Annotated in this window: 17 protein-coding genes; 6 read left to right on the top strand and 11 right to left on the bottom strand. The window is 43.4% G+C overall.

The window, feature by feature from the left end:
• Positions 1 to 35: 35 nt before the first annotated feature.
• Positions 36 to 686 (top strand): MarC family NAAT transporter, encoded by a 651-nt coding sequence (locus VME0621_RS06340; RefSeq protein ID WP_062457546.1) that lies wholly within the window; start codon positions 36 to 38, stop codon positions 684 to 686.
• A gap of 99 nt (positions 687 to 785) precedes the next feature.
• Here VME0621_RS06340 and VME0621_RS06345 read toward each other — a convergent pair whose 3' ends face one another.
• Positions 786 to 1,460 carry a hypothetical protein gene (locus tag VME0621_RS06345; RefSeq protein ID WP_062457543.1) on the bottom strand — a complete coding sequence of 225 codons (675 nt, stop codon included), beginning with the start codon at positions 1,458 to 1,460 and terminating at the stop codon, positions 786 to 788.
• A 351-nt stretch (positions 1,461 to 1,811) separates the two neighbouring features.
• Between VME0621_RS06345 and VME0621_RS06350 the strand changes: the two genes are divergently transcribed.
• Entirely contained in the window at positions 1,812 to 2,741 is a 930-nt protein-coding gene (locus VME0621_RS06350) for a LysR family transcriptional regulator (RefSeq protein ID WP_062457541.1), read from the top strand.
• A 105-nt stretch (positions 2,742 to 2,846) separates the two neighbouring features.
• Here the strand turns inward: VME0621_RS06350 and VME0621_RS06355 are convergent, their stop codons facing one another.
• The 3 genes from VME0621_RS06355 to VME0621_RS06365 all read right to left on the bottom strand — a co-directional run bounded on the left by VME0621_RS06355 (position 2,847) and on the right by VME0621_RS06365 (position 8,277).
• The gene (locus tag VME0621_RS06355; protein WP_231892925.1) at positions 2,847 to 4,661 is read right to left on the bottom strand and encodes a mechanosensitive ion channel family protein; all 1,815 of its coding nucleotides are present in this window, start codon (positions 4,659 to 4,661) and stop codon (positions 2,847 to 2,849) included.
• A gap of 94 nt (positions 4,662 to 4,755) precedes the next feature.
• The gene (locus VME0621_RS06360) at positions 4,756 to 5,796 is read right to left on the bottom strand and encodes an alpha/beta hydrolase (RefSeq protein WP_062457538.1); all 1,041 of its coding nucleotides are present in this window, start codon (positions 5,794 to 5,796) and stop codon (positions 4,756 to 4,758) included.
• 1,041 nt (positions 5,797 to 6,837) lie between these two features.
• A complete protein-coding gene (locus VME0621_RS06365) occupies positions 6,838 to 8,277 on the bottom strand; it encodes a DUF1214 domain-containing protein (protein ID WP_167542825.1) in 1,440 nt (479 codons plus the stop codon).
• 456 nt (positions 8,278 to 8,733) lie between these two features.
• Here VME0621_RS06365 and VME0621_RS06370 point away from each other — a divergent pair, with 456 nt between their 5' ends.
• The 3 genes from VME0621_RS06370 (at position 8,734) to VME0621_RS06380 (ending at position 11,351) form a co-directional block, all read left to right on the top strand.
• Positions 8,734 to 9,492: a hypothetical protein gene (locus VME0621_RS06370; protein ID WP_062457532.1), complete on the top strand. Its 759-nt coding sequence runs from the start codon at positions 8,734 to 8,736 to the stop codon at positions 9,490 to 9,492.
• A 10-nt stretch (positions 9,493 to 9,502) separates the two neighbouring features.
• The gene (locus VME0621_RS06375) at positions 9,503 to 10,279 is read left to right on the top strand and encodes a hypothetical protein (protein WP_062457529.1); all 777 of its coding nucleotides are present in this window, start codon (positions 9,503 to 9,505) and stop codon (positions 10,277 to 10,279) included.
• Between the two features lie 145 nt (positions 10,280 to 10,424).
• The gene (locus tag VME0621_RS06380) at positions 10,425 to 11,351 is read left to right on the top strand and encodes a LysR family transcriptional regulator (RefSeq protein ID WP_062457526.1); all 927 of its coding nucleotides are present in this window, start codon (positions 10,425 to 10,427) and stop codon (positions 11,349 to 11,351) included.
• Between the two features lie 281 nt (positions 11,352 to 11,632).
• Here the strand turns inward: VME0621_RS06380 and VME0621_RS06385 are convergent, their stop codons facing one another.
• Positions 11,633 to 12,547, bottom strand: coding sequence for a hypothetical protein (locus VME0621_RS06385; RefSeq protein ID WP_062457523.1), 915 nt, complete (start codon positions 12,545 to 12,547; stop codon positions 11,633 to 11,635).
• Between the two features lie 770 nt (positions 12,548 to 13,317).
• Here VME0621_RS06385 and VME0621_RS06390 point away from each other — a divergent pair.
• Positions 13,318 to 13,572 carry a hypothetical protein gene (locus tag VME0621_RS06390; RefSeq protein WP_006071801.1) on the top strand — a complete coding sequence of 85 codons (255 nt, stop codon included), beginning with the start codon at positions 13,318 to 13,320 and terminating at the stop codon, positions 13,570 to 13,572.
• A 59-nt stretch (positions 13,573 to 13,631) separates the two neighbouring features.
• On the opposite strand, the gene VME0621_RS06395 is transcribed toward VME0621_RS06390, so the two are convergent.
• The 6 genes from VME0621_RS06395 to VME0621_RS06420 form a co-directional block, all read right to left on the bottom strand.
• A complete protein-coding gene (locus VME0621_RS06395; protein WP_062457519.1) occupies positions 13,632 to 14,630 on the bottom strand; it encodes a succinylglutamate desuccinylase/aspartoacylase family protein in 999 nt (332 codons plus the stop codon).
• 194 nt (positions 14,631 to 14,824) lie between these two features.
• The gene (oppF, locus tag VME0621_RS06400) at positions 14,825 to 15,811 is read right to left on the bottom strand and encodes a murein tripeptide/oligopeptide ABC transporter ATP binding protein OppF (protein ID WP_062457732.1); all 987 of its coding nucleotides are present in this window, start codon (positions 15,809 to 15,811) and stop codon (positions 14,825 to 14,827) included.
• 5 nt (positions 15,812 to 15,816) lie between these two features.
• A complete protein-coding gene (locus tag VME0621_RS06405; protein WP_062457516.1) occupies positions 15,817 to 16,788 on the bottom strand; it encodes an ABC transporter ATP-binding protein in 972 nt (323 codons plus the stop codon).
• A 19-nt stretch (positions 16,789 to 16,807) separates the two neighbouring features.
• Positions 16,808 to 17,710: an oligopeptide ABC transporter permease OppC gene (gene oppC / locus VME0621_RS06410; protein WP_062457513.1), complete on the bottom strand. Its 903-nt coding sequence runs from the start codon at positions 17,708 to 17,710 to the stop codon at positions 16,808 to 16,810.
• 11 nt (positions 17,711 to 17,721) lie between these two features.
• A complete protein-coding gene (oppB, locus tag VME0621_RS06415) occupies positions 17,722 to 18,642 on the bottom strand; it encodes an oligopeptide ABC transporter permease OppB (protein ID WP_031495785.1) in 921 nt (306 codons plus the stop codon).
• An 87-nt stretch (positions 18,643 to 18,729) separates the two neighbouring features.
• Positions 18,730 to 20,364: an ABC transporter substrate-binding protein gene (locus VME0621_RS06420; protein ID WP_062457510.1), complete on the bottom strand. Its 1,635-nt coding sequence runs from the start codon at positions 20,362 to 20,364 to the stop codon at positions 18,730 to 18,732.
• Positions 20,365 to 20,466: the final 102 nt, after the last annotated feature.

Raw genomic sequence — 20,466 nt, forward strand, 5'->3', positions numbered from 1 at the left:
TAACGTTTTCTTCCACTAATAAATTGGAGCCCCCTATGCATTTAGAAACTTTGTTCACCTATATGACACTCACGGTCCTTGGCCTGTTACCCATCATGAACCCACCCGCAGCAGCAACGGTTCTGCTCGGTTTGAGTAAGGGACGAAACAAGAGCTATATTGTATCGCAAGCCAAAACGACTGGAGTCTATCTTTTCATTGCCTTGTGCATCACGTTCTTCATTGGTGCGTCGGTACTCGAACTCTTCAGTATTTCAATACCAAGCTTGCGTTTAGGTGGTGGCATCATCATCGTTGCGATTGGCTTTAATATGCTATTTCCTCGTCCCGACACTGGAGCTGCTCCCTCAGGGCAAGATTCAATCGCACTCGTCCCTTTGACCATTCCTTCACTATGTGGTCCAGGTTCCATGGCGATGATCATCAGCCTGGCCGCTCAAATTGCGAGCTATGAGAACCACATGAGCATGACTAGCGTTTATGGTGGTGTAGTCGCAGGGCTTGCTGTCGTTGCACTTATTGCTACCTTTACATTGACCATGGCCTACCCTTTGCTAAAAGCACTTGGTCAAAATGGTATCAATGCATTTACTCGAATCATGGGTTTTCTGTTGATCTGTATGGGCGTGCAGTTCTTTACGCTTGGTATTCAAGAAATTGTTGTCGAAATTCATACGCTGTTGTAGCGCGGTTGCCGCAAAAGGATACTGTAATTCTCTACGTCATCGCAGAGAGGACATTGATCGAAATACAAATGGGCCCGCACTAAGCGGGCCACAAATAAACTAAAAACCAATTCTGTAGGAAATTAGGGAAAGGTGATCCCCTTTATCGTATTGATAGGTGTAAACCAAACTTTGGTTGTTATTAATCTTATATCCCGCATCTGCAATAAGATCCCAGCTTCTAAAGCTTGAGCGACGACCATTGTCTTCCTTTAGATCATTGAAACTATAGGTATATTCAGGTGTAACACTAAACCAGATGTTGTTATGTGTATTGTAAACCATGCTAAGTGACAACTGCGTATAGTATGCATTGTTCGACATATCTTTATGTTCGAATGAGCCTAGCGCTAGCTCTGGAACCAGGCGAATTTCCTTGTTGAGCGGCACATTGACGTGCACCCCAAGTTCACCGGTGTTCGCTCGGATACCCCTATTGTCGAAGTTTGAATCGTAGTTATAACCGACAAAATAACCCACACCTGTATTGTGAATTACATTAAGTCTTAGATCGTGATTATCAAAGTTTCCGTCACTATGATACGTTCCCAATAGATTCCAATGGTTATTAACTTGGCTAGAAAATTGACCACTTACATCAAAATCATTACTACCATAACCAACAGACAGGCCATTGTACAATGCATACGGATTTGAGAAATCGATATTATTTGCCAGAACCGATGTAGAAGATAGAGCTGTTAAAATCACCCCAATAGTTGCTACTTTTTTCATTGATACTCTCTGTATTACTCTATGTTTAACTCATCCTTAAAATAGTGGGCAGTCCATCGTCTGTGTGTCGTTTTAATAGCACTACTTTAAGTTTTGTGGTTGATGTTTACGATGAATTAGAGAAATTCAAATCAGGGTTTCTACATACCAGCTCTCCGTAGTTTCCTAATAAGCTACCACCCTTAAGAACGGTATCTACAACGTTAAGGGGCACTGACCCCTCTTGTTCCATTAGTTGCAAGAGGCAGTATCAAATACTCATAACGCGCTTTAGTCTTAACCTATTGAAAAGTTGACATTTACCTTTATTCTTAAAGAACGCCCTCGAATATCGATACGAAAAGGTAACCCATGAAAGAACTTCAAGACTTAGACTTAAATCTGCTCAAGTTACTCAAAGCGGTTGTCGAAACTCGTAATACTCACGCAGCAGCAGACAAACTTGGCATATCGCAAACTAGTGTCAGTAGAGGGATGGCGAAGTTAAGGGACACTTTTGGGGACCAACTTTTTCTCCGCAAAGCACATGGAGTAGAGCCTTCAGAACTGGCAGAGAAACTCGCCGAAGCGGCCGATGAGATGTACTTTCCTTTGATTAAGGTCGTTGAGTCCTACCACAATTTTGATCCAAAAATGTTTACCGGTGAAATCACCATCGCTTTGAACATCTTTCTGATTGAACAGTACGGAGAAGGTATTTATGAGGTTCTACATGAAGCACTCCCACAAGCGAGCTTAAAGTTAGTCTACTGGCAAGAACAAAGCTTGGCAGAAATGCTAAATGGACAAGTCGATTACTTGTTGCAACTTTCAGGATTCCCATTGCCCCAAGATATCTACCAACACAAGCTCACAGAAGTGAAATTGAGCCTCATTGCACGCAAAGAACATCCTGTACTAAGTAAGAGCACTGAATGGGAAGATATTCATCACCTACCAATCACAAGAATCTTGATCGATGGTATCAACACCAAGCGAACTCCAGTTGAAGATCTCTATAAATCAAAAGGCTACGCCGCGAATATTGTATTGGCGACACATAGCCTGAAAGTACTGCGAAACAAACTTAGAAATTCAGACGCTTTCTCTTTTGGTAGCAGTTATATGACCGAAAATGATCCTGAGCTAAGCTGTTACCCATTACCCCACATCCCAAAAGAAATGCGCCAAATTGGCGTAGAGGGTGGATACCTGCGATCCAAGCGAGGCTTTCCACTTCATCAGCTGTTGCATCAAACCATGCAGAGTTACTTTGACAGTGTAATCCAACCAGAAGTTTGATAACGATGCCCTCTGCATTAAAAATGAAAAATTATCAACTAAACCCAGACCTTAAAGTGATTATTCATCACTTTAGGGCCTGGATATCTATCGAATGAATTACCTTTAAGTAGAAGATGGACGCACAGCGGAGGTTACTGATGGGTACATAATGGTATTTTTAATTTCGTATTTGTATTCGTAACTGAAATCTGGGAACGGGAAAGCGTGTTCTTCATGCCACTGCGCAACAACCTGTTCAGCTCTTCGTTTTTGTTCCTCATTGTCATTTGCACTAACATCCACAAGTTGATATTGCGTAGAATGAGCTATTTTCGCACCGACACTCTCTACCTGAGTCAGCATTGAAAACAGAATATCCTCTTGAACCGCCATGAACTCTTCGTTGTCTCGGCAACTAATGTAGGCCATCATATTGATATTAATCGAGTATTCCCCTACTCCCATCAATCGAACCCGAACCGGTTCTTCTTCGATCATAGGGTGCTGCAATAACAAACGGCGAATATTTACAACGACGACCCTTAACTGCTCAAGAGTCGTTTCTGAACGCAGCCGAATGATATGATCCATACGTCGTTTATCGCGTCGCTCTAAGTTATCAATCTCCATATTGGCGAATTCAGAGTTAGGGATGGTAATCAAAGAGCGCTCTAGTGTTCGAACACGCGTTGAGCGTAAACCAATACTCTCTATGGTCCCAAGCTTATCCCCATAACGACAAAATTCACCAATCTTTACCCCTCCGTCAGCATAGAGTGTAAGTCCATTAATTACGTTCTCCAATATAGGGCGAATAGCCAGTGCAACTGCTAAACCACCCACACCCAGGCCGGCGAGTATTGGCGAAATTGAAAACCCCATAAATTCGATGACATAAATGCCAAGAATTGCGATCGTCAATCCCCCAAAGATACGTGCTAAAACGGTTATCAAAGACGAGTCTACGTGTTTTCCATTATGCTTCTTGAAAACATAGATATCCGCAAAGTAGTTGAAAATAGCCATAATGAGCCACGAGACGAAGAAGAACTGAGCGAGCAAGAAGACAGTGGTGAACAACTGGTAAACGCCACCAGTAATCCATATCCCATCATCAATCACCCATCTTGCAAAAAACAGCAGATTCACTATACCCACCAGCGACAGCAGTCGACCTGCCCGCCATTTCAAGCCTTTACTTTCCCAACGAATGTCCCAACGCTCACCAAGCAAAAAGCTAATTTTTATCAGAACCTTACAAAACAACAAAACACCTGTAAGCGCTAGCCATTGCCATAAAGGAAGTGGCCCATAAAGTTGAGTAAAAGACGAAGGTAAAGAAAGAACAAATTGCTTGGAGAACAGAGGGCCAGGGCTAATCAGAAATTCCTGATAATAGTCTGAGCGCGCTTCATTGTAGTAAGGTAGAACTGACATGGTTCTATACCAACGAGAAAGGCTTTGAATGGTATTGGAACTAAAAAGGAACTGATCGGTTCTATCGCCCAGTGTTTGGCGAGACAATACGATCTCAGTGTTACCTAGTCGCCAGTGGTCAATCTCCTCTCCTTTTATTTGCTCGATAGTTGGCACTAACTGATGAGTACCTTGATCAATTCGATCCAACAATTCACGAAGAAGAATAATCTTCTCCATCACGACCACTGTTCGACTGCGATTGGGAACCATAGACAAATCCATGGTTCTGATTACTTGTGAATAAGCATGCTGCGCTTCTTTAAGATGCAGTGTTTCATTTTGCCAATGCTCAATAACCGCACTTGAATCCCTAATGAAGCTTGAAAGGGTATGTTTCGGGCTTGACGTATCGGCGAGTTCAAGGGCGACATTTGGCATCGCTAGCGCATGAGGTATGGTAAAACATACGGGGATTGTTAGAAAAATGGCTACTAACATCGAATAAAAACGTCTTATCACAACGAACTCCGGTTATTATTGATTCAGTCTAACCATTGAGATAAAAAACAAACACCCACATCCATGTGGCTTAGTGTTGATAAGCTGAAATAGATTAGTTGATATGTTTATTGAAGAACGATCCTAGTTCATTGATAGCGTCTTCAGACTCTGGCATATCGAACAATATACCATTCAAGTAATCCGCATGAGATTGACCATCATAGATATGCAGATCTGTGTCCACATCTGCGCTACGCAATAGTCGATGCATACGAACCGTATCACTTAACAAGAGATCACGAGTACCTGAAATGAACATCGTTGGTGGGAATTCATCAATCTCAGCGTATATTGGTGAGATAAGAGGGTTATCCAATGCCTCTCCGTAAGCATATATGCCGAATGCACCTTCAATAAGCCCTTCTCGCTGACCGAGAGGATCTAAGCCTCGCAACGTTAACCATGAATCTGATGTCTCTTTAAGATCGACGGCAGGTGTCCCGACAAACAGTGCTCCCGGTGTGGGAAGGCCGAGTTCCTTGAGTTTAAGTGTCGTTGCCAGCGTTAAGTTTCCGCCTGCAGATGTGCCAAAGATCGCTGTCGATTCCGGTGACTGTGTTTTTATTAACTCTTCCCACACTGCAACGGCATCGTCAATTGCGGCTGGAAATGGGTGTAATGGTGGTTGACGATAGTCTACAGAGATCACTTGAGCACCAAGCCCGTTGGCAACCCAAATCGCTTCTCGCAATGCTGATTCCCCTCCACCAAATACAAATGCCCCACCATGGATATGCACTAGCCATTTATCTCTATATTCAGGCGCGATATTTTTCGGCGTAACAAAGAACGTATCAACTCCTGCAAACTGCTTTGCTTCATAAGTAACCTCTAAACGCTCAAGCGCTTGTTGAGCCATATTAATACCCGCCACATCAAACTGAGCTTGTAGCGACAACCACTCTGCCGTGTTATTGGGTACAGGAAGTGCCGGTGGAACAACTCTGTTCTCAAATAACTGAGCAAACTCTGTCGATATTCCTACTGGGGTCGGTATGGTTCGTTCTTGCAGTTCCATCCCGGAAAACGCTGCTGTACTCGACAAGCTAAGTAACAATGCTGGGACAACTAAACGTAGTGATTTGTTTTTCATAGTAACTCCGGTAATGAATCTAAAAGCCGTGATTGGCGAACTGAGGCTATTATTCACGTCCGAATCCATTAGCACTATGAATTAGAGAAATTCAGTTTTGGTTGTAAATAAGTAGCAATAATGAATTTCTCCAATTCCTACTCCATATTCACAGCACTATTCATAATCAACTTATTAACAGTGAGGATTGATAATGAAATATTTACCTGTAAGCATGATATTTATAAGTTACTTAGCCTTCTTTTTCTTCTTAGTTATCAGGCTAAATAGTTAGCATTACGATATTATAGGAAAGGCAAACTGACCTTTAAAAAATGAGTTTATATTGGTTACCAACATTAGAAAATGTAGGTCAATGTGAGCATAATTGTTGAGCGATAGTAACTACTCTAACAAGCTTTGGGGCAAAGGTGTGTTTGTCGTGATCGACTTCAGCACACCTCTGGACAGAAGCCATCTACGCAAAATCAAATATTAGCAATTAATAACTACAGGGATATTAAATAGCCAAACTGACGTCCTGGACGCACCGGTTCAGGCAGAAATCTCTACCCTACAGTGACGTCACTCATCTTAAGAAACACACCTGTGCTCACCATCGCTGTAGCAAGGTGTCTGAGTTTTTCAAAGCAGTTTAGCTCTTGTAAGGGAACCCCAATCCCCCCGTTGACCTGCGCAGTGCGTCATTAGGGTCATAGTATCTACGACCCATATCAGTTTGAAAATCTCCAATAAAGATTCGTTCGTTGTATGTACACGTTATTATCTTGGGTGAACTTGAGTACACTGCTGCTACAGCTCTCCACGACCAAATCTATAAATGAGCTTTCCTGTTGTCACTTTATCATTAACACTCTCTCTTGTTCCCTTGGCATAACGCCAATCTGTTTGAATCGCCCAATTGTTATTAATCTTGTAGTGAAGGCCTAGACCTCCGTTAACTTGGAGAGACTTCCATGTTCAAGAATTGTTGAACAATATAGCGCCTTGGAATATAGGCACCATATCGCTCATACAATTATATAAATGGTATGGGAACGTTTATTTAGCTTCCGAACATTCAACTTTTTCGATATTTGGAATTACCCAGCTATTGTCATACCACATGTCAGTAGGACCGTAGATTCTAAAGTATGGGAAGAACCCTTCATTTGAATTGGTTTGAATTGAATTATCGTTATTGTCTACATTAGGTCCCCAATAAATGCTGTAAGACCCATCTGCATTCTGCTCTAGTCCTTCTTGGTAGCTATTTATTCCCCAAGTAAAATGATCATTCTGAATCATTGAACGCTCTGGCGCGTTATAAGTCACCAGAGACCAGAAGTTGCTATAAGGAACGTCTGCTGGAATGTCTAGCTGATAACAATTTGAACCATTCAAATAATTTCCATCGCTATCAACATAAGTAGACACGTAGACAGCACCTGTACCTCTAGGAGGCCGAGTCATAGCCGCTGCGGTAAAAGTCGCTTGATGAGCCCAAACAACCTGAGCGACTGGGTCTACAACATCGAAGTCCCGATGCGTCCAGTTTTCATCCGCCGTAGTATTGGGTAACACCCACAGGCTTTGCTCTTGCCCCCACTTGTAGGCATTTTTCTCTCGGTTAGAAAACGTTAATGTAAGCACACGTTCCCAGGCTAAGTCCTTTGCTTTTTCTAGCATATTTGGATCAATTGAATTATCAAAGAAGCCAGCGTGATATAAGTGTGCAGTATTATAACTGTGCTTCTCTGCATCATATCCATTTAATAGATAGTACTGTTGAATCAACGCAGGAATATCCTGCTTATGAAACAGCATATCTTGATACCCGCCATCAGCGTATACCGGTGCAGAAGTATTGTAGAAAGTAGTTTTAGGTGGCTTATTTGCGTCAGCTAGAGAATAGGTTTTTAAACCACTTTTTAATGTGTTAACTGCCCCTGGCATTCCCTCTTCACCTTGAAAAGCTCTAATTAGCCAGACAATAGTATTAGTCGGCGAAGGTGCGTGAATCATGTCTGACGGTACTTCACCCTCCCATCCAGGAGCGGTAAGTAAATAGATCCCCCCTTTGCCTCGATCAGGTCCCGTCAATCCAAAGTCTGCAAAAGACGTCCATCCAGGGCCATTTGCCATTCCCATCACGCCCGGTGGCACCTCTAGTACCACAGCTCCTCCTTGTACTTCCAAGTTTACTGGGTGAACGGCATAAACAGTTTCCGAATTTGCGGTAAGGACAATTTGTCTTGGATCTACCGACGTTTCCATAATGCCAATATTCTGCTCTGTTGAACCAGCATCAAAATAGGAGTGATATAGCGACATAAAGGCCGCTTCAGGTTGTAGGTCGACAAACGCTCTTGTTAGATTCTCAAGATCCATTTGTTGGTAGACGTCTTCGCTATTAAGTACCGGATAACCAGATGGAACCTCGCTCGCTATGCTAGTAAAAGCGGCTGTTGCCAATGCCAAAGCAATCATTGATTTTTTCATAATATTAAGCTCACTCATGGAGTTAGTTTTCAGGTATAGCGCAATGCAATCGCAAAAATACAGTCAACTTTGCAATATAGCTATCGTGCTTACTCTAAAAGAGAAACCAAGACATTCCATAGTCAGTATTTCTTAAATATAAGATGATTGCTCCCACATCATCAATCCACGTTAATATTAGCGATTAATTTATCTAATAAGAAATAACAATTATTACATTAAGAAATAACTTGAAATCATATCATCGTATTAATATTTACGTAGGAGACTTTTAGATATAACCAATTGTAATAGCATGAAATAACCATATTCATTTCTTACACTGAAAAACTGAACATAGAATTTACGACATAGCAAAGACATCTGTTTTTACGTCTCTGTAATATCGCATGACGGCCTAATTGGAACTGGCCTTAAACACTCACCAGGGAGGGTATATAAAAAGTAAGAGTTATTATGAAAACAATCAATTCAGTTAAAGTAGCAACTATCGCATCCATTCTATCTCTAGCATTTAATACTGCGGTCGCTGAAGAATATCAAGATATGTCAGACCCACTTGCAGTCTATTCACAAGCAGGAGTTGGGGTCACAAACAAAGGCCTAAACTTCAAGTTCGGCCAGGCTTATGACACCAACAACGAATCCACAATGGCAATGCATGTCCTTGAAGCAAAAGGGTTTGCTGCTGATACCCTTGGATTAAAAGGAAATGATAGCTTCGATTCTCTTCGTTATCGCCACTTTAATGTCAATATGCAAAACGGCATTGGCTCTCAAGTGGACATAAACTGGGACTTCAATCAAAAGCTAGGCTCAGCCTCATACTCCATGATTCAAGCACTCCCTGCTATGGGAGCGATTCAGGTCTACCCCTTAGCAGGCATCGGAGTGAATATTGCGGACGTTGATTCGGCTCTATTAGTCGATGAAAGAGAACCTTTCGGATCAATAGGTTATGCTATCCCGTCTAGTTTTGGTTTGCTAGGCTTCTATTCGAAAATAGAGATATCCGACCAAGTCTGGTTGAACTACAACCCTATGTACACAACTCAATTGGGTGGTATTGAAGCATTAAGCAGTTTATATGGTTGGCAGCATGAAGTTGCCGCAAGCTATCAAATAGACACTCAAAGCAATATCCGAGCATTTTGGAATTTTGGTGAAGCAATAAACGGCACTGATTTCAGAGTCGAATATAACTATCAATTTTAGGGTTATCGCCATGGACGGCGAACATATCAGAAGTATCAATCCTAAAAAAACCGATTATAAATATATTGGAAAACTAAATATGATATTTAAAAAGACACTTGCTTCTCTCTTATTTTCCATCATAGCGCTGCAGGTAGCGGCCTATGAACTAGTTGATGAAGAGAAAAACCAAGAAGACCCTACTAAAATAGTGACAAGAGTTGGCGCTGGCTATAACGGAGAGTTAACACTTAGTGGTTCGTTGGGGTTGGATGAAGCCAGAATGATCAGCGGTAATATTAATTCCGATGCTAGTGAATGGCGCATAGGCGGATCTTGGCTGTTTAGCAAGGGGATCGTGAACTTCAACTTCAAGAAAAATCAGTATGATAGCGGCGGTGATAGTACGAGCTACAACTTAGGTACATTCGTGCCTCTCAGCGTTTTCGGTGTGAAGCCTGCTGGCTGGCAACTTTTTCCGGCCTTTGGGTATAACTACACAGAGGGACGCACGGCAGTTCCTACTACTCACTCATACCAAAGTCAGTTATTAATGGTACCAATAGAAAGTCATGGTGCGTATTTAGGAATGCTCGCTCTTAAGCCAATAAGTAATGGCTTAACACTGATGTTAGGTGGCGGAGGAAGCGCAGGTAGTAATAACACGAATAATGGTTATCTTGGTGGTGGCGTGAGCTATCGAATCGATGATAACCAATCAATAAACAGCTTTGGCATTGTCAGTAATAGCTCACAGTTTGGTTCAAAAAGCACCCTGTCAATTAACTATCGATACGAGTTCAATTAGTTAGTCAACCTCTATACTCTATCGCTCTATGGTACACACAAAGGTTACTCTCCTTTATCCAACCAATCGCTACTTTATTGGACTCTGTGCAATACGTTTAACTTCATGATAACCTGACATAGTTATCATGAAGCAAGGATTGCCTATGAAAGAGTCGGAGATGTTAAAACTCGACTTTAATTCTCTAAAGTTGCTCAAAATACTGGGCGAAGAGAAGAATACCAAACGAGCCGGCGAGCGACTTTTTATCAGTCAACCTGCAGTAAGCAAGTCACTAAGAAAGCTTAGAGAGCAGTTCAACGATCAACTGTTTTTGAGACAAAAGCATGGGTTAGAGCCGACCCCCAAATGTGATCAGTTGCTTAGGCAACTTCCCGATGTCTTATCAAGACTGGAAGCGATATTTGAACAAGGTAGTAGTTTCAACCCGGAGGACTACTCTGGTGAAATCAATATTCACATCAACACTGTACTCTGCTACCCACTAATGGAGCCCTTATTCAAAGCTCTCACTAAAACCGCACCCAATGCAACGATCGTCATCCAAAACTGGTCTCACGATACCGAAGTTAAAATCAAAACCAACCAAGTAGACCTAGGTATTAATTTTATGCCTTTAGGTATTACTAAAGAGATCGTGCAACAACATGTTGTTGCCGCTCAGTTTAAGCTTTGTTGCTCTACCGAACACCCAATGAGTAGAAAAGGAAGCATAACCCCACAAGATGTCGGAAGCATGCCGTTAGCATTAATGTTAATGCCTGATTACCACCAAGGGGAAACATTTGCAGAAACCTATTTGAGAGCGCGGGACATTGAGCCTAGAGTATTATTACGAACAGACAAAATAGGTCTATGCTATCAAGCAGTACGTAAACACCACTGTCTTTTTCCTGTCAGCCATATTGTTAGACACTCTATTCCAGAAAATATGACGCTACTTGATATAGAGCATTTTGAAGATGGACCAGAATTCTCCATTGGTGGTTTTTTTGCTCATCGCTCCCGACATTCACCGTATCTAACTTGGTTAAAAGGGCTTGTTTTCGACACGATAAACCACCTAAGCTAACGACCGTACAACATGCCCCTCCTTCTGTGAAGAAAGGACAAAGCACACGTATCTTTCCAGAAAGACCTTCATGGACTTAGAGCACAAACCGAGCTCATTTAAAATGATGTCAACAGGGTTCGCACATCATTAGTCGCATTAAATATGTAGGTTACGATGTTTATGGACATAAACAATTTAGATTAGGTAATACCATGGTTAATGCATTGCGCACCTGCCAATGTAGAGGCATGACGCGCCGTAACATTGGCCTGGTTTTGCGAATTATTAGAGTCGATTGTTCACGAGTCGTTTCTCGTCATATTTGGCATCTGGCCCAACATACCAGACTTCCCAAAATGGAATGTCTCAAGCTGGGCTCTCGGGGTTGAACTGGACTTGATCGAGCTTGTATGCAAAGCATCATCTTTCGTGCTGGCGGCGTAAAGCTGACCCGAGAATGGGATGCTTGTGTCGTAGTTTTCAAACCACCTCCCCATCGCTTCCGTCAACTCTTTATCTGATTTATCTACATGCGCCAAAAATGCGCTATGGTTTGCAAAGAGTCTTAAGTCATGGACTAAATTCGGGGTCTTTTCATCAGGAAATGCAGCGGCCATTAAGATCCCTGGAATTTTTTCATACCATAAATTACATACAGTCTGAAAAGAAGTCCCCAACTCTTTCATCTGGCCTGGTTTAACATAGCGCATTGTAAATCCAAATAATGCAGGGCCCTCTTCTCCTCCGCCATCAGCTTTAATAAAACCAGCCATGCTTTTCTTAAAATCGTAACGCACACATGGAATATTCTGAGTCTCAGCAAGTGTATCCTTATCCCAACCACCATACACAATCAGTGTATCAGGATCTTCTGCTGTGCTTTTATAAGTAGCCCATAACGGTTCACTCTCAGTTGGTCGGCCCCAATCGTTAGCGAAAGCATTTGCACTCTTAACCCAGATAACATGCCAGTAAACCAATGGTTCTTCTTTGTCAGGAAATGCAAAGATAGCCTTAACGTCTGGATTGCTCTCGTAGACAGACTTGGAAAACGCTTGATACTGGAGCTTAAACTCTTCTAACATGCCATCCTTGATACGACGCTTGCCGTAAATGATGACTGGCGTTGTTTCAGCTGCACCAGAAGGAGCCTTTGCTTCACCACGCACCTGCGGAGCCGAGTTATCCATCTTTTCATTTTTTGCTAATTTCATATCTGCTCCAAGTAAAGCTTGTCTATTCTGTTCAACTCAGAAAATTTTGATTTTCACTAATTAAATTAGAATTTTAGGTATAAAAAAACCCTCTGGCAATTTCGCTCAGAGGTTTTTTTAAAGACGCAAAAAGCTACCCCCCGAAATCTATCGTGGTGGTAGTGGTCGTGTTAATTGCGTTTACATAAATTCGTTTCATATTTTATGAATAACAAATCTTTTATAACACAGCAAGCTTTCTTCAAAAAATTGTACTTTATTTTTGAGTATGGCGGTGAGTCATAGGGTATGAAGTCTAATGGGACAGAGATACTCTGCATCCCTTCATTTCTAACATGCCCCCAATAGCCGTCATCCTCACGAAAGTGAGGAGCTCCTACCGCGTGTAGGCAACTGAAAACCTTCGACTAAGTCACGTAAATCAGCTTCGCGACGCGCTGAATGAGATCCCCTTTTTCAAAGGGATGACTGTAATTTTTGGGGATGCTGTGAACACGAAAAGGGGCATAACTGTTTTAGCTGGGAGTTCCGCTAGCACCTGAAGCAATGCGCTCCACTAACTCGGACAACAATCACAACATTCAAAGCCCTAAATTGACAACGTTTGTTACTTAAAATCGATATTAGAAAAGCAGTGTGTTTATACGTCGTCCTGCCTAAAATCAAACAAGACATGATCTTAATCATAAGAAACTCACTTTTTATCCAGTATCATCGAGACGCACTGGACTTACTTTTTTCTAGTAAAAACTATATAAGTGACCTATCCGATGACACAAAATATAAACTCTATTACCTTCGATATGGTCGACACAGCAATCACAAGAGTAGAACACGCTAACCATATCAATTTGGAAGCACTCAAAAACACACTGAGTGTTAACCCTGATCAGGCAGTAGAGATGTTCAACTCTTTGGTTTGCATAGACTCTATCGATGACAAATTTAAGCAAATCATGAATAGCTACCCACAGCTACTAGATAACGCTCAGCACCTTTTAGAAACCTCTATTTTGCTGAGTTAGTCAATTTGTCGTTTGAAATCATGAAAAAGCTCTCTTTTTAGAGAGCTTTTTTGTGGCCGTTATTTAATTAACCGAACAAGTAGTGAACCCGGTGCTCTTACCGACTCTACGTTGTGACTGATCACCACGCCGTCTGAAGGTGACAAGTACTCTTCGATAACATCACCAAAACTGTTGTATTGTGTCGCTATTTTTTGACCCTCTGATATCTTATCGAGCAACTCAACATGGCTGATCACAAACCCACCTTGATTCGCTCGAATACTTACAATTTGCTCGCCCTCTGTACAAGGTAGAGTTTGCGGCACCACTTCACCATCAATTAACTGATACGATCGCAGAATATTCAGCACCCCATCTACCGCACGTTGCACCATGTCTAGGTCAGAATAGCGCCCGACGCCAACTTCAATCGTAATTGAGGGAATGTCTGCTCGGTTATACACAGTTTCAAGAATGCCTGGGTCTCCTGGGTCGTTTAAAATCACATCGGGGTTCAGCAGACGCGCCATTCGAATGGCGTCATCAAGTCGATAATCGGCAAAGACATACAGTGGATACGCCGCGCCCGAAGTTTGGGAATGCAGATCAATGGCCAGATCGGCGTTGGGCTGAAGAAGGTTGGTCCAAAGGCTGTGCGCAAAACGATTCGCATCATCGCCATCTGGGCTGCCGGGAAAAACACGATTCAAATTCGAGGTGGAACTATCCGGAGCAGCGGAGTGGTAATCACGACTGTGGCGCGCGATCCCAGACAGGTTCACTGTCGGCACAATGGTGACCGTACCGGCATTCGTTTTACCAATCAGCTCTCTAGCCAATTGCTGAGCCGTTAGGATCCCATTTTGCTCATCACCATGGATACCAGCGGTAATCATAATCCGTTTTCCAGAGCGAGAGCCCTTGAACACACGAACGGGCAACGTCTGGGGATGACCTATAGCGTCGGTGGCAACCGCAAACCAAAATTTATGCTCACCCGGCTCTAAACCTTCCACATCCAGGGCCTGTATCGTTGGATACATAGGCACAATACATTGGTTGAGTGGTTTAGACATAGTAACTCCGACGCTGGCACAAAGCATCATCATAACATTGATATAACACCAGTACAGTGCTGAATCACCGACTTACATCCCCCCTTACTATTGGAACCATGGTGGCAGAACTGGTTGATAAGACTGAGTTTAAGTTACGGAAGGAGGCGATAAAAACGTTGCATAAAGGCGGCAGAGTCACTGCCGCCGTTTTATTATGCTAACAGGCAAGATACCGAGTGCGCTTCGTCACCAGTTAGTATCGGCTTTTCCTTGGCGCAGGTTTCATTGGCTAGTGGGCAGCGAGTACGGAAAACACAACCTGAAGGTGGATTGATTGGAGAAGGCAAATCCCCTTCCAACATCTCGATGGTTTTCGAGCGCTCAATGTGAGGATCTGGTATTGGTACCGCTGACATCAAAGCTCGAGTATAAGGGTGCTTTGGCTCAGCAAACAACGCCTCTGACTCTCCCAACTCTACCGCGCTTCCTAAATACATCACCAACACTCGGTCTGATATGTGTTTGACTACCGACAGATCGTGAGCAATAAAGACCAAACTCAGTCCTAGTTCCTTTTGTAGTGCTTTCAATAAATTCACTACCTGTGCTTGAATCGATACATCCAATGCTGATACTGGCTCATCGCAGATGATCATCTTGGGACGCAGAATCAGTGCTCGGGCAATACCGATACGCTGACACTGACCACCAGAAAACTCATGGGGGTAGCGGTTAATCACATTAGGTAATAAACCGACTTTCGCCATCATTTCTTTAACGCGTTGCTTCACTTCTTGTTTGCCAAGCTCTGGATAAAATGTCTCTAGGGGCTCAGCAATGATATCTCCTACTGTCATGCGAGGATTGAGAGACGCCAGCGGATCTTGGAAAATCATCTGGATGTCCTTACGCGTCTCCCTGCGCTGCACAGAGTGCATTTTAGTAAGATCATTCCCAAGCCAGACCACCTCACCATCGGTGGCTTCAACTAAACCAATTATCGCACGTGCAAATGTGGATTTACCGCAACCTGACTCACCTACTACTCCGAGTGTTTCTCCTTCATAAAGACGGACATTGACTCCATCGACCGCTTTCAACTCAGAAGCTTTACTCCAAGGCCATGCGGATTTCGAAGCAATGCTGAAGTGTACTTTGAGCTGTTTTACATCTAACAGCAGGTTTTTGTTATCTTTCATAGCATTCATTTGGTCCAAGTCTCCCAATCAGAGAAGCAGGCTCGCTGGCGATTATCAGCAAAGTTCTCTAACGCCGGCGCCGTAACGCTGCACTGTGGAATAGCACGATGGCAACGTTCTTGATAAGGACAGCCCGGTGGTAAGCGAAGCAAGTTAGGTGGATTGCCGGGAATAGTAGGGAGTATCTCCCCTTCCGTGTCCAATCGAGGAATAGCCTTGAGCAGGCCCTCTGCATAAGGATGACTTGGGTTATAAAAAATATCATCCACAGTTCCATACTCCATGGTACGGCCTGCATACATAACCAATACCTTGTCGCAGGAACCAGCGACTACACCCAAATCATGGGTAATCATAATGATCGCCGTATTGAACTCAGTTTTCAGCTCATTCAATAGGTCCATGATCTGCGCCTGAACTGTAACGTCCAACGCAGTGGTGGGCTCATCGGCGATCAACAGCTTAGGGCGACACAACAGAGCCATGGCGATCATCACGCGTTGGCGCATACCTCCTGAAAATTCATGAGGGTACATCGAGATACGCTTACGGGCTTCAGGAATCTTCACCGCCTCTAGCATGCGCACAGATTCTTCAAGCGCCTCCGTTTTACCCATCCCTTTGTGCAGCATCAGGACTTCCATCAATTGGTCACTGACCTTCATGTATGGATTGAGAGAAGTCATTGGGTCTTGGAAGATCATTGCAATCTGTTCTGCACGAACTTTATTCAGTTCTTTTTCAGACAGATTAAGAATTTCACGACCTTCAAATTTAGCACTACCAGAGACAATGCCATTTTTTGCCAGTAAACCCATAATCGAGAAAACGGTTTGTGACTTACCGGAACCAGACTCGCCGACGATCCCCAACGTTTCGCCTTGGTTTAACGCGAAGTTGAGGTCATTCACTGCCGTCACTAAGCCATCCTGCGTCTTAAACTCAACTCGCAGATCTTTTACATCTAATAAACTCATTATTTTTCCTTAGTCACGACTATCTGTCTTTTGGATCCAGCGCGTCACGAAGACCATCGCCAACGTAGTTAAAGCAAAATAGTGTGACCACCATGAAAATAGCAGGGAAAGCCAGTTGCCAAATAGCCACTTCCATTGTCTGAGACCCTTCCTGCAGCAGCGCGCCCCAACTTGTCATTGGCTCTTGCACGCCTAATCCAAGGAACGATAGGAACGACTCGGTTAAAATCATGCTCGGAATAAGTAGTGTCGAATAAACCGCAACAATACCCAATACATTCGGCACAATATGGCGTGTAATGATTCGCCAGTTGCTCACACCACTGACATGAGCTGCCTCGATAAACTCTTTACTACGAAGACTTAACGTTTGACCACGTACTATTCGGGCCATGTCCAACCAGGCAATTGCGCCGATAGCGACGAAAATCAACACGATGTTGCGACCAAAGAAGGTTACTAACACGATCACCAGAAACATAAATGGCACTGCATAGAGAATTTCAAGCACACGCATCATCACGCGGTCCACTCTGCCTCCGATAAATCCAGAGGTCGCCCCATACAAGGTCCCAATAAGCACAGCAACCAGAGCACCGAGCACACCAACCATCAATGAAATACGTCCACCGATTAGCGTTCGCACATAGAGATCTCGTCCTAAGCTATCCGTCCCAAACCAGTGATCTGCACTTGGTGCAGCGTGCATGGCATACCAATCCGTATCATCAAAGGTGTAACTTGCAACCATAGGAAGGAAAATCACTGCCATGGTCATTACAAACAGAATCAACAAACTCACCATCGCAGCTTTGTTTCGCATAAAACGAATTCGCGCGTCTTGCCACAAGCTTCGACCTTCAATTTCTAAACTTTCTGAAAACTTCTCGACAGCTTCCAAGTTTTCTTTTTTCGTTAGCATCACTCACTTCCTCAGTAACGAATTTTCGGGTCGATCATCGCAAGCAAAATATCCACGATGGCGTTGAATAGAATGAAGAGGAAACCAATCAGAATGGTCACTCCCATCACTAACGAATAGTCTCGGTTAAAAGCCGCGTTAACAAACAGCTTGCCGATACCCGGTAAGCCAAAAATAGTTTCGATAACAACGGAGCCAGTAATAATGCCGACAAAAGCAGGCCCCATATACGACACTACAGGCAGTAAAGCAGGCTTTAACGCATGCTTAAGAACGATGTAGGAATAACTCAGCCCTTTGGCTCGCGCTGTACGAATGAAATTACTGTTGAGCGTTTCTATCATGCTGCCTCTAGTGATACGAGCGAAAGTCGCCACATACAAAAGCGACATCCCGATAACGGGTAGTACAATGTACTTCAGACCACCGTCGTGCCACCCCCCTGCTGGAAACAGGTGCCAGTGCAGTGAGAACAAGTAAATCAGTGCCGGAGCTAACACGAAGGATGGCATCACGACACCTAACATCGCGGTCGACATAATGGTGTAATCGACCCAGGTATTTTGCTTTAAGGCGGCAATCGTACCGACTGTGACTCCCATAATGAGGGTAAAGATAAATGCGACTAACCCCACTTTCGCCGATACCGGCAGTGCCACAGCGATCAATTCGTTAACCGTGTAATCTTGATACTTGAATGAGGGACCAAAATCTCCATGGAGGACGTTAGATAGGTAGGTCGTGTACTGCTCAAATACTGGCTTGTCTAGGCCATATTTAGCTTCAATATTTGCCATGACTTCAGGGGGAAGTGGGCGTTCACTTGAAAAAGGGTTACCCGGTGCAAAACGCATCAGAAAAAAAGATACGGTGATCAACACCAATAACGTTGGTATTGCTTCCAATATCCGCTTCATGATGAACTTAATCATAAACGTGTCCAGTTTGAAATTATGAATAACAGAAGGACACTGCATGTACGATCACATACAGAGTCCTTGCTGACTTTTTAACACTGATTACTTAGCTTTGATGTAAAGGTCTTTTGCGTAGATCTTGTCTTCCGCGTTCCCTTCGGGATAACCGCCAAGTTGAGGTGAAACGAGACGTGTCGTCACGTATTGATAGATTGGAGCTAAAGGCATGTCTTTCGACAGTTGTGCCTCTGCGTCATAGTAGAGCTGAGTGCGCTCAGACTCGGATTTTGAGTTGAGGGCTTTGTCGATAATGGCATCATAAGCTGGACTCTTATAATGAACACCACCATTGACGTTATCGCTCATCATCAAAGTTAAGAAGGTCGATGCTTCGTTGTAGTCTCCACACCACGCAGCACGCGTGACGTCAAAGTTGCCTTGGTCCCTACTCGCTAGGTAAGACTTCCATTCTTGGTTCTCCAGGTGAACATTAACCCCGAGTTTTTTCTTCCACATCGACGAAATAGCTACCGCAATTTTCTTGTGATTTCCCGACGTGTTATACAGCAGGCTGAAATCTAGCGGGTGGTCTTTATCGTAACCAGCCTCTGCCAGCAACGCCCGCGCTTTCTCATCTCTTTGTTTTTGCGTTAGCTTGCCGTATTCCGGCAATTGTGGCGAAAATCCCGCGGTGATTTCTGGCGTTAGGAAGTAAGCGGGTTTCTGTCCCTGCCCTAAAATGGCTTTAGTAATAATGTCACGGTCAATAGCATAAGACAGTGCTTTGCGGACTCTTACATCATTAAACGGTGCTTTCATTGCGTTGAACTGATAGTAATAGCTGCATAAGTTGCCCTTGATGGCGACATCCTGCGGATACTCTTTTTGAAGGCGATGGAAATGCTCGTTTGGCACTTCGTTGGTCATCTGAATTTCACCCGACAGGAAACGGTTCATTTCAGCGACTTGATCCTCAATAGGCAAGAAAGTGACTTTGTTGATCACTGTGTGTTCATTATCCCAGTAATTAGGATTTCGCTTCAGCTCTAATCGCTCATTCACCACCCACTTTTCCGGAAGGTATGCGCCATTACCAACAAAGTGCTCCGGTTTGGTCCACTTCTCGCCCCATTTTTCAATTGTCGCTTTATGTACAGGCATCATAGTGGTGTGAGCCAACATCTTAACGAAATAAGGTACTTCGGTATCCAATGTGACTTTAAGTGTGTAGTCGTCAACGGCCTCAACACCTAATTCAGATATATCTTTCTTACCTTCGATAATATCTTGCGCGTTTTTCATCTTGGTTGAGGAAAGATACCAAGCGTAAGGTGACGCAGTTTTCGGATCCACTGCTCGGCGGAAACTGTAGACGAAATCTCCCGCGGTCACAGGATCGCCATTGGACCATTTAGCATTGTGACGGAGGTGGAAAGTGAAGGTCTTATTGTCAGGAGTATCCCAAGATTCGGCCACACCCGGAATGGTTTGACCATTGGCATCCTGTGTCACCAGACCTTCCAACAAATCACGGATGACGTTTGACTCTGGAACACCTTCTGACTTTTGAGGGTCAATGGTTGCCACTTCGGTACCGTTACCTCGTACAAATTCTTGTTTTTTTGCTAGTTTAGTTCCGGCTGGAACGTTAGCTGCATAGGATGACTGAATAATAGTAGAGCTAAGTATGCCCGTACTAATTAGTAGTGCTATTTTCGTTTTATTAATAGTTAACATGTTGTGCCTGCATCTTTTATTGTGATTAAACTGGAGAATTAACTCCGTTTGATTCAAAAGTATTTTTTACGCAAAGATGTAACACAAAAAGATAATTCTTAT

Origin of the sequence: Vibrio mediterranei, from assembly GCF_900088415.1 — a bacterium.
GTDB lineage: Bacteria > Pseudomonadota > Gammaproteobacteria > Enterobacterales > Vibrionaceae > Vibrio > Vibrio mediterranei.